An 8,239-nucleotide genomic window follows, 5' to 3' on the forward strand; every position below is an offset into this window, starting at 1 on the left:
CTCCGGAAAAGAAGGATTTCATTGGCTAAAACAGATTAAAGAAATTGATCCTAAAGCAGTAGTCATCCTAATTACAGCCTTTGGGGACGTTGAAATGGCCGTTCAGGCATTAAAAGAAGGAGCAACTGATTTTATTTTAAAGCCATGGCAAAACGAAAAACTTCTGGCGACTCTTTCATCAGCAGTTCGACTAAAAGAAAGCTACAATGAGGTTGAGAAGCTGAATAAAAAACAGAAGCAGCTTCAGTCCGATATGAAAAAGCCTTACAGCGATATCATCGGTCAAAGTTCTTCCATGAAAAACATCTTCTCTATTATTGACAAAGTAGCTCAAACCGATGCAAATATTTTGATTTTGGGAGAGAACGGCACAGGTAAGGAGCTTATCGCAAGAGCCATTCATGATAGATCGCTTCGAAAAGATGAAATATTTGTGGGTGTGGATATGGGTGCCATCACTGAAACTCTTTTCGAATCGGAACTTTTCGGTCATAAAAGAGGAGCATTTACCGACGCCAAAGACGATAGAGCCGGTAGATTTGAAGTTGCTGATAATGGCACCTTGTTTTTAGATGAAATCGGAAATCTTTCTATGCCATTACAATCTAAGCTTTTGACTGTACTTCAAAAAAGAGAGGTAACCAGAATCGGTACCAATAAAGCAATTCCCGTAGACATTAGACTGATTTGCGCAACCAATATGCATGTGCATGAAATGGTCATGGAGAATACTTTTCGTCAGGATTTACTATATAGAATTAATACGGTTGAAATTTTCCTTCCTCCACTTCGCGAAAGACAAGATGATATTCCTGTCTTAGCAAATCACTTTCTTAAAAGCTATTCTCAAAAATACAGAAAGAACTTCACTGGCTTCAATCCTTCTGCCATGGATTTACTTCAAAGATATAACTGGCCAGGAAATATCCGTGAATTACAGCACGCTATTGAAAGAGCTATTATTATGGCTGAAGGGGAAGAATTGGATTCAAGAGATTTCTTCTTCCTTTCCGCTAAACCTGCCTCAGACAAAGCTCCAGCAAATAACACTTTAAATCTCGATGACATGGAGAGAAGCACCATTCAAAGAGCCATTGATAAAAATGGAGGAAATATCTCCAAGGCTGCTAAGGAGCTGGGCTTAACCCGGGCTTCTCTATATAGAAGACTGGAGAAATATGGATTATAAAGTAGGCCTACTGGGTAGAATAGCCTTTCTAGCCGCAACCCTCTTCCTTTTGGCATATACCATTTTCAATGATTGGGGAGTCTTTATGATTTCCCTTTTCTTAATTTTGGTAGTCATCCAAATCATATTTTTTCTAAAATATTCCGAAAGCTCTTTCAAAAAAGTAAGAGTATTTCTGGACAATATTAAACAAGACAAATACTCCCAACTTTACCCCGTCAAATTTGATGGTACTGAGACAGATGATTTACATATTGAGTTCAATGCCATCCTCGCTAAGCTGAAAGAAGATCAAGCTGAAAAAGAAGCACAATACCAATATTTCAGGTCTGTTTTTAAACATTTGAGCATTGGCTTAATCACTTTTGGTGAAAGCGGAGAAATCCAAATCATCAATACTTCTGCAAAACGAATTCTCGATGTGGAAGAACTAAAGAACATCAAAGAGATTGAGGGAATCAATAAAGAGCTTCATTTGGCAATCAATAACCTCCGGACTGGCGGTTCAGAATTGATCAAAATTGCCCATCCAGATGGAATTATGCAGCTTTCTGTCTATGTAATTGAATTATTGATGCGAGGCGAAAAATTCAAGCTTGTTTCACTTCAGAATATACAATCCGAACTTGAAGAAAAGGAAATGGAAGCCTGGCAAAACTTGGTCAAAATTCTGACTCATGAGATCATGAATTCCATTGCCCCAATTTCTTCCCTTGCCGGAACAATCAAAGGTGAAATTGAAAGTAAAATGGAAGATGTCAGCCAAGTTGCCCCCGCCGATATGGAAGACTACTTGATGGGAATTTCTACCATAGAAAAACGAAGCCAGGGATTGATCAACTTCGTCTCTGATTTCAGAAGTTTAGCGCACATTCCTACTCCAAAATTCAGCAGTATTGGTATTAGAAATCTTTTCGATCAATTGGAAGTCTTGCTGGCTCATCAGTTAGAAGCCAAAGATATTTCCCTCAGGAAAGAATTGAACCCAACAGAATTAATTCTTTTTGGTGATCAGACTCAAATCGAACAAGTGCTTATAAATTTAGCCCAAAATGCCATACACGCAGTAGAAGATGCTGAAATTAAGGTCATTACTTTTAGGGCATTTATTGACGAGGCAGGTAAAATTATTTTGGAAGTAAGCGATACAGGTAAAGGAATTGAAGAGGAAGCTCTTTCCAAAATTTTCATCCCATTCTTTACGACCAAAAAGAAAGGCTCTGGAATTGGGCTTAGTCTCTCAAAACAAATCATGAGAAGACATAAGGGAAATATTCAGGTTCGATCCTCAATTGGCGAAGGCACAACTTTCAAATTGATTTTTAACGGGTAATACTAAAATTCAAAATTATAAAATTAGAAAGTAGAAAGTCTAAAATACCCTCACCAAGGTCCTTGAGGACACATACTGGGATTTTGAAAATTCTCTATTTAATATTTGGATCGATCTATTTTTAATACCTCAATGAAGCAGCGAAATCTATTTTTATTCGGATTTGTACTGATTAAAATTCTTCTTCAGTATCTACTTATTCACTCCGTCTACGATCTGCATCGAGACGAGTTTCTGCATCTAGACCAAGCCCACCATTTAGCGTGGGGCTACATTTCTGTACCACCTGTCACGTCCTGGTTTTCGTATATCATCTATCTTCTTGGATACACCGAGTTTTGGGTCAAGTTCTTTCCTGCCCTTTTTGGAGCTTTGACCATAATTATCGTTTGGAAAACCATTGAAAGTCTAGGAGGAAATTTATTTGCTTTATCCTTGGCTGCCATAGGATTAATCTTTTCCGCTTTAGCTCGATTGAATCTTCTTTTTCAGCCCAATTCCTTCGATATTCTTATCTGGACATTCATATTTTATTCACTGATTAAACATATCCAAACAGGTAAAAACTCCTGGATTTATTGGATGGGGATTGCCTTCGGTTTTGGATTCCTAAATAAATATACCGTCGTGTTTTTGGCTTTGGGGTTAGCGCTGGGTTTATTTCTATCACCAGAAAGAAAACTTTTCAAAAATCGACATTTGTATGGAGGTTTGGGATTGGCAGCTTTGATAGCTGCGCCCAATTTAATCTGGCAGTGGATGAATGATTTCCCGGTGATTTGGCATATGAGGATGCTGAACCAATACCAGTTAGTTAATATAGATCGAATTGACTTTTTAGCTGAGCAACCACTTTTCTTTATTGGGTCTATCTTTATTCTTATTGCTGCATTAATCTCCTTTTTCATTTATCCCCCATTCAAAAAGTATAGGTTTCTGTTTTTTACCTTAGTTTTTACTTTGGTAATTTTCACCTATTTCCGTGCAAAAGGATATTATGCAATCTCTCTTTATCCAATCTTCTTTGCATTTGGCTCGATTTATTTATCCCATTTATTAAACGGAAGTTGGAAGAGATATTTAAAACCAGTGACTTTTATAGTCCCAATAGCCATTTTTATTTTAATGCTGCCATTGGTATTTCCTGTAAGTCCACCTGAGAAACTGAAGAAAGTTTATGAGAGACATCCAGATTTGGATTTATCTCGCTGGGAAGATGGGAAAACTCATGATATCCCACAGGATTTTGCTGATATGCTGGGCTGGAAAGAGCTGGCTGAAAAAGTAGATTTGGCATACTCCAAAGCTCCTAATGATGAATACACAATTATTATTTGTGATAACTATGGACAGGCTGGGGCGATCAACTTTTACACTAAGATCAAGGGATTACAAGCCATCACCATGAATGCGGATTATGTAAACTGGATAGATCTCAGTAAACCCATCAGAAATGTAATTCTTGTCAGGGAGAAAGAGGATGCAGTTAGCGAACGGGAGATTTCACTTTTTGAGCAATCTGAAGAGATTGGAACAATCACCGATCCCAATGCAAGGGAATTTGGAACAAGCATCCATATACTTTTGGGTGCTAAAACAGATATCAATGAAATTTTAGCAGGGGAAATAGAAGAAAAAAGAGCAGAATTGAGGGAATAAAAAAATCCGTATGAATCGAATCATACGGATTTTTCTAAATTGTTTTGAAGATTTCTTAGTCTTTCAAGGTCACAGTTCTGGTTACTTCATTAAATCCACCTGGAATTAAATTTCCATCTGCATCTAACAATTCCAATTTGATAGTTGCCTCACCTTTTGGAAGTCCTTTGATAACATAAGGAGCCCATTCGGTGATCATAAATTCCTGTCCGTTGATCGTAGCTCTTACTTTGTTTCCGGTTTCAGAAAGTGTCGTATTTAACAAGAAGAAATCTAGTAATAAATTTTCGGTATCAGCACCCGAATACTCGCCTTTCGGACGGCTATAAATCATCGTTGGTTCATCAAAATCTACACCCATATCATCTCCAGCCTGGCCAACTACCATTTTCTTTGCAATAAATGAATTGGCATTTTTGACTGATTCATGATAAGATCTACTCAAGAAAGCAACGAGGTAGTGAGTTCCTTCAGGCATTTCACGCTTAAATTCAGGCTCGTAATGAGCAGAATAAGGCTGATTATCCAGAATAAAGTGGATATGCTGTCCCTTATCGGAATTAGCCAAATTAGAAGCCATTCCGTTTCTCTCGGTAACTTCTCCCAAATTGTAATCCTTCACGTCAAATGCAAAATCAACTTCCCCAGCAGCTGCAATCGTGGTATTTGCAGGATTCTTTAAAGTCAATGAAGATGATGCATAGGCCGGAGAATCTGTGAATTTTTCAATGCTGATTTCCATGGCAGCAGATTCAGAACTCATTTCTGTCTCTGCACTCATTGTATCTTCGTTTCCAGTATTTTTTGTACCGCAACTAGCAGTCATTAATAATACTGCTGCTGCTGTTCCAAATATCTTAAAGTTCATAATTTTCATTTTTTGATAAGCGATTTTCATTTATTTATTCTTACAAATGTTATTCCATAGGAAATCTGAGATTGTCTAAAATCTCCTATTTGGAGTTTTTAAACAAACCTCATAAGATTTCCATTCAATAATTGCCGAAATTTATTACAAGCGTTTCAAAATTCCAGTTATTATCTCTTCTCAGACAAAATTCACCTTTAGAGAAGTAGGATAATGAATTAGAACCCTATTGTTATGCAAAGGTTTTTTATTTTAAACAGGTGGTATATTTTTTCCTAGATCGGGGAATTTGTTTCATGTGATTTTAATCCAGAAAATCAATAATCTTTAGGAAATTACTGGATTAATCAATGAAAATTTTGACAAGACTACAAATTAGATTTTCCGTTAAAATTGAAATTCTAGATGCTAGTTCAATATCAGCTTTTCAAAGACTTGCTCTTTTTCATAATTATCGAAATCAAATTTCATCTTTCTTATAGCTTGCTTTATTTCTTGATCCTCAAGTAATGTCTTTACTTTTTGAAAAATATCTTCAGAAGTGTCTGTCTGAATATTCCCAGTTAAGCCAAGCTTTTTGTATTTAATTCTAGCCTGAAAACCATTCTGGTCTGTCACACCTAGGCTAAAAGTAAGCATGGGAACTTGAAAATGAATGCATTCATGAATGGTGTGAAAACCTGCCGTGACTAAGGCACAATCTGCTTCCGGCAAAACTTTTAAAGCAGGGATCCATTTAAAGAAGTGAATGTTTTCAGGATTGACACCAGCAGGCTTTTGGCTTTTACTGCCTAATCCTATCAATATTTCCCAATTTTCCTCCTTAGAAAATGCATCCACAAGCTTTTTAAGAAAAGTATTGTTTACTGCTCTATATGAACTTAGGGAACAGTAAATCAATTTTTTATTTTCCTTTTTTGCATTCTTGATTATGGCTTCCAAAGCCAAAATATCTTGTTCGAGTGTTCCATCAACCCTATCCAAAAAAATCATTGGTCCGACATAATGCTCATTTTGCCGAAGCTTGTGTTTAAAGTCCATTTCTCTGGCAGTTATATAAAGCACAGGTATTTTCGAAAAGAAAAAAAATGGACCTGGCAGTAAAGTTCGGCTATACAAATAATCCTTTTTATCCAGCCCCATAGTTTCGCCAAGTTTAATCAACAGGCTACGACGGTCTTTAAAGTTATTCTTCACTCTTTCTATAACAGCTTTTGTCAACAGCTTGGAACGAGATACCAGCCATGAGATCCTTATCTTCATTTGGCTTAAAAAACTTTCTCCCGGAGCAATTTCTTTATTTGGAATGGGAGCATCTGCAAAAGTGGGGATAGGTAAAAATTGATTAAGAATGAATAGTTTTTTTCCTAAGGAGAGACAAGTCAATATATAAACCGGACATTCCAAGTCAACAATGAACAAATCTCCATTTAAGTCCTGAATTGCATTTAAGTATTTTAAATGAAAATCAGCCTTAAGAGATTTTGGAATAACTTTAGAAGGCAACTTAACAAAAGAATAAGGATATAAATGGAGCCATTCAGAAAGGTCACTTGATGAACAATAAACAATTTCATATCCTTTTTTTGAAAGTCTATTGGCAATCTCAAGACTCGCATGAAAAACACCGCGGAGTTCTGGTAATATAATAATAGCTTTCATTGATAATTACTTTGGCTGAAATCCATAATCCTCTAAAGTAAATGAAATGCCTTAACCAAGTCGAACCTAAAGTGAAAAATTCCCAAAATCAGGAATATTCATCTTATACTTTTAATCCTAAATTGAATTAATAAATACTTGCGAAATGAAGCTTAATCGAATTTTACTATTCTTCTTTTCCTTATTACTCTTTGGATCTTGCAATGAAAAAGGCAAATCTCTGACCGATAAGGATTCCAAGAAGGCTAAAGAAAAATTTCATTTATATATTCTGATGGGTCAATCCAATATGGCTGGAAGAGGCAAAGTTCAATCTATCGATACACTTGTTCATCCAAGAGTTTATATGTTGGATAAGGAACAGAATTGGGTTTTGGCAAAAGACCCCATGCATTTCGACAAGCCAGTTGCCGGAGTAGGATTAGGATTGACTTTTGGAAAAATAATGGCAAACGAAAACTCTGAAATCAAAATCGGATTGATTCCCACTGCGGTTGGTGGGAGTTCCATAAATGCTTGGTTTGCAGATTCTATTCATTCACAAACCAATTCCTACCCTTACAATGACATGATAAAACGTGCCAATAAAGCATTGGCAGAAGGCACTTTGAAAGGAATTTTATGGCATCAAGGAGAATCAGACACAAGAACTGAAACTGATGTTAAAGAATACCCAGCAAAATTCAATGCCATGATAGATTCTTTAAAAGCCGATTTATCAATTGCTACTGTTCCTATTGTCATGGGAGAATTAGGACATTTCTTTTATCCAAAATCACCTAATGCAGAAAATCTTAATACCGTTTTTGAGGAAATGGCTAAAAGCAATCCTTGCTTGGCATTAGTGAGCGCTAATGGATTAAATCATAAAGGAGATAGTACCCATTTTGATTCAGATTCATATCATGCTTTGGGAGCCAGATATGCAGCTAAAATGATTGAACTACAAAAATCTTGCTCCATGGAAGTAGAAAAATAATACCGTCAAAAGCCTCTTTTTGATATATTCACTAAACTCTACATTTTACCAATGCCATGAAGATTCATCTATCTCTGTTTCTTTTGCTCAACTTTTCTATTATGGTTTTTCCCAAGACTCAAGCCAATTATTGATCCTTCAGAAGCCTGTTCTTTTTTAAATCCAAATAAACCTGTAGGTCAAAAAACAAATCATTTTTTTATCGTAGAGGAAATGCCAAAACCTGAAACAGAAAAATCTTCTTTAGAAAAGCTGCTTAAAAAACACATCTTTCTGAAGGGGATTTCGTCAGATCGGGTTGTTTTCCAAACCCTAATCAATTGCAAGGGCGAAGCAAGTGATTACCAGCTACTAGCTTGTAATTTAGAAACAGCATTCATTTGTAAAGAAGTTTTGGAAGTTTTTCAGGAGAATATCGAATGGACTCCAGGAGTTCAAAGAGGAAAACCTGTAGACGTATTGATGAAAGTTGAAGTCAATGTTGAAGAAGGTCGATTTAAAGTTAAATACTTCTAAAAAATAGAAGCCCGATTTCTCACGAAACCGGGC

The 8,239-nt window shown here is 36.3% G+C and carries 7 protein-coding genes; 5 read left to right on the plus strand and 2 right to left on the minus strand.

Annotation, left to right across the window (positions count from 1 at the left end; genetic code table 11):
• From Q0L68_RS12535 to Q0L68_RS12545, 3 genes are all read left to right on the plus strand, one after another.
• Positions 1-1,189, plus strand: a 1,189-nt coding sequence (locus tag Q0L68_RS12535) for a sigma-54 dependent transcriptional regulator (RefSeq protein ID WP_296703639.1), incomplete at its 5' end; no start/stop codon positions are given.
• Entirely contained in the window at positions 1,179-2,522 is a 1,344-nt protein-coding gene (locus Q0L68_RS12540; protein WP_296703642.1) for an ATP-binding protein, read from the plus strand. The genes Q0L68_RS12535 and Q0L68_RS12540, both read left to right, overlap by 11 nt.
• Positions 2,523-2,654: 132 nt before the next feature.
• Positions 2,655-4,181 carry a glycosyltransferase family 39 protein gene (locus tag Q0L68_RS12545; protein ID WP_296703644.1) on the plus strand — a complete coding sequence of 509 codons (1,527 nt, stop codon included), beginning with the start codon at positions 2,655-2,657 and terminating at the stop codon, positions 4,179-4,181.
• Positions 4,182-4,236: 55 nt separating this feature from the next.
• On the opposite strand, the gene Q0L68_RS12550 is transcribed toward Q0L68_RS12545, so the two are convergent.
• Together Q0L68_RS12550 and Q0L68_RS12555 are read right to left on the minus strand one after the other, a co-directional pair.
• Positions 4,237-5,049, minus strand: coding sequence for a hypothetical protein (locus Q0L68_RS12550; protein WP_296703646.1), 813 nt, complete (start codon positions 5,047-5,049; stop codon positions 4,237-4,239).
• A 408-nt stretch (positions 5,050-5,457) separates the two neighbouring features.
• A complete protein-coding gene (locus tag Q0L68_RS12555) occupies positions 5,458-6,711 on the minus strand; it encodes a hypothetical protein (RefSeq protein WP_296703648.1) in 1,254 nt (417 codons plus the stop codon).
• A gap of 145 nt (positions 6,712-6,856) precedes the next feature.
• On the opposite strand from Q0L68_RS12555, the gene Q0L68_RS12560 reads away from it, so the two are divergent.
• Together Q0L68_RS12560 and Q0L68_RS12565 are read left to right on the plus strand one after the other, a co-directional pair.
• On the plus strand, positions 6,857-7,690 hold the full coding sequence (locus tag Q0L68_RS12560; protein WP_296703650.1) for a sialate O-acetylesterase: 834 nt from the start codon (positions 6,857-6,859) through the stop codon (positions 7,688-7,690).
• Positions 7,691-7,903: 213 nt separating this feature from the next.
• Positions 7,904-8,206 (plus strand): hypothetical protein, encoded by a 303-nt coding sequence (locus Q0L68_RS12565; protein ID WP_296703652.1) that lies wholly within the window; start codon positions 7,904-7,906, stop codon positions 8,204-8,206.
• Positions 8,207-8,239: the final 33 nt, after the last annotated feature.

Origin of the sequence: Algoriphagus sp. (assembly GCF_024642405.1) — a bacterium.
Taxonomy (GTDB): domain Bacteria; phylum Bacteroidota; class Bacteroidia; order Cytophagales; family Cyclobacteriaceae; genus Algoriphagus.

Excerpts from the sequence above, each read along its gene's own strand:
- Q0L68_RS12540 (WP_296703642.1), top strand. The coding sequence starts at position 1,179 with ATGGATTATAAAGTAGGCCTACTGGGTAGAATAGCCTTTCTAGCCGCA.
- Q0L68_RS12545 (WP_296703644.1), top strand. The coding sequence starts at position 2,655 with ATGAAGCAGCGAAATCTATTTTTATTCGGATTTGTACTGATTAAAATT.
- Q0L68_RS12550 (WP_296703646.1), bottom strand. The coding sequence starts at position 5,049 with ATGAACTTTAAGATATTTGGAACAGCAGCAGCAGTATTATTAATGACT.
- Q0L68_RS12555 (WP_296703648.1), bottom strand. The coding sequence starts at position 6,711 with ATGAAAGCTATTATTATATTACCAGAACTCCGCGGTGTTTTTCATGCG.
- Q0L68_RS12560 (WP_296703650.1), top strand. The coding sequence starts at position 6,857 with ATGAAGCTTAATCGAATTTTACTATTCTTCTTTTCCTTATTACTCTTT.
- Q0L68_RS12565 (WP_296703652.1), top strand. The coding sequence starts at position 7,904 with ATGCCAAAACCTGAAACAGAAAAATCTTCTTTAGAAAAGCTGCTTAAA.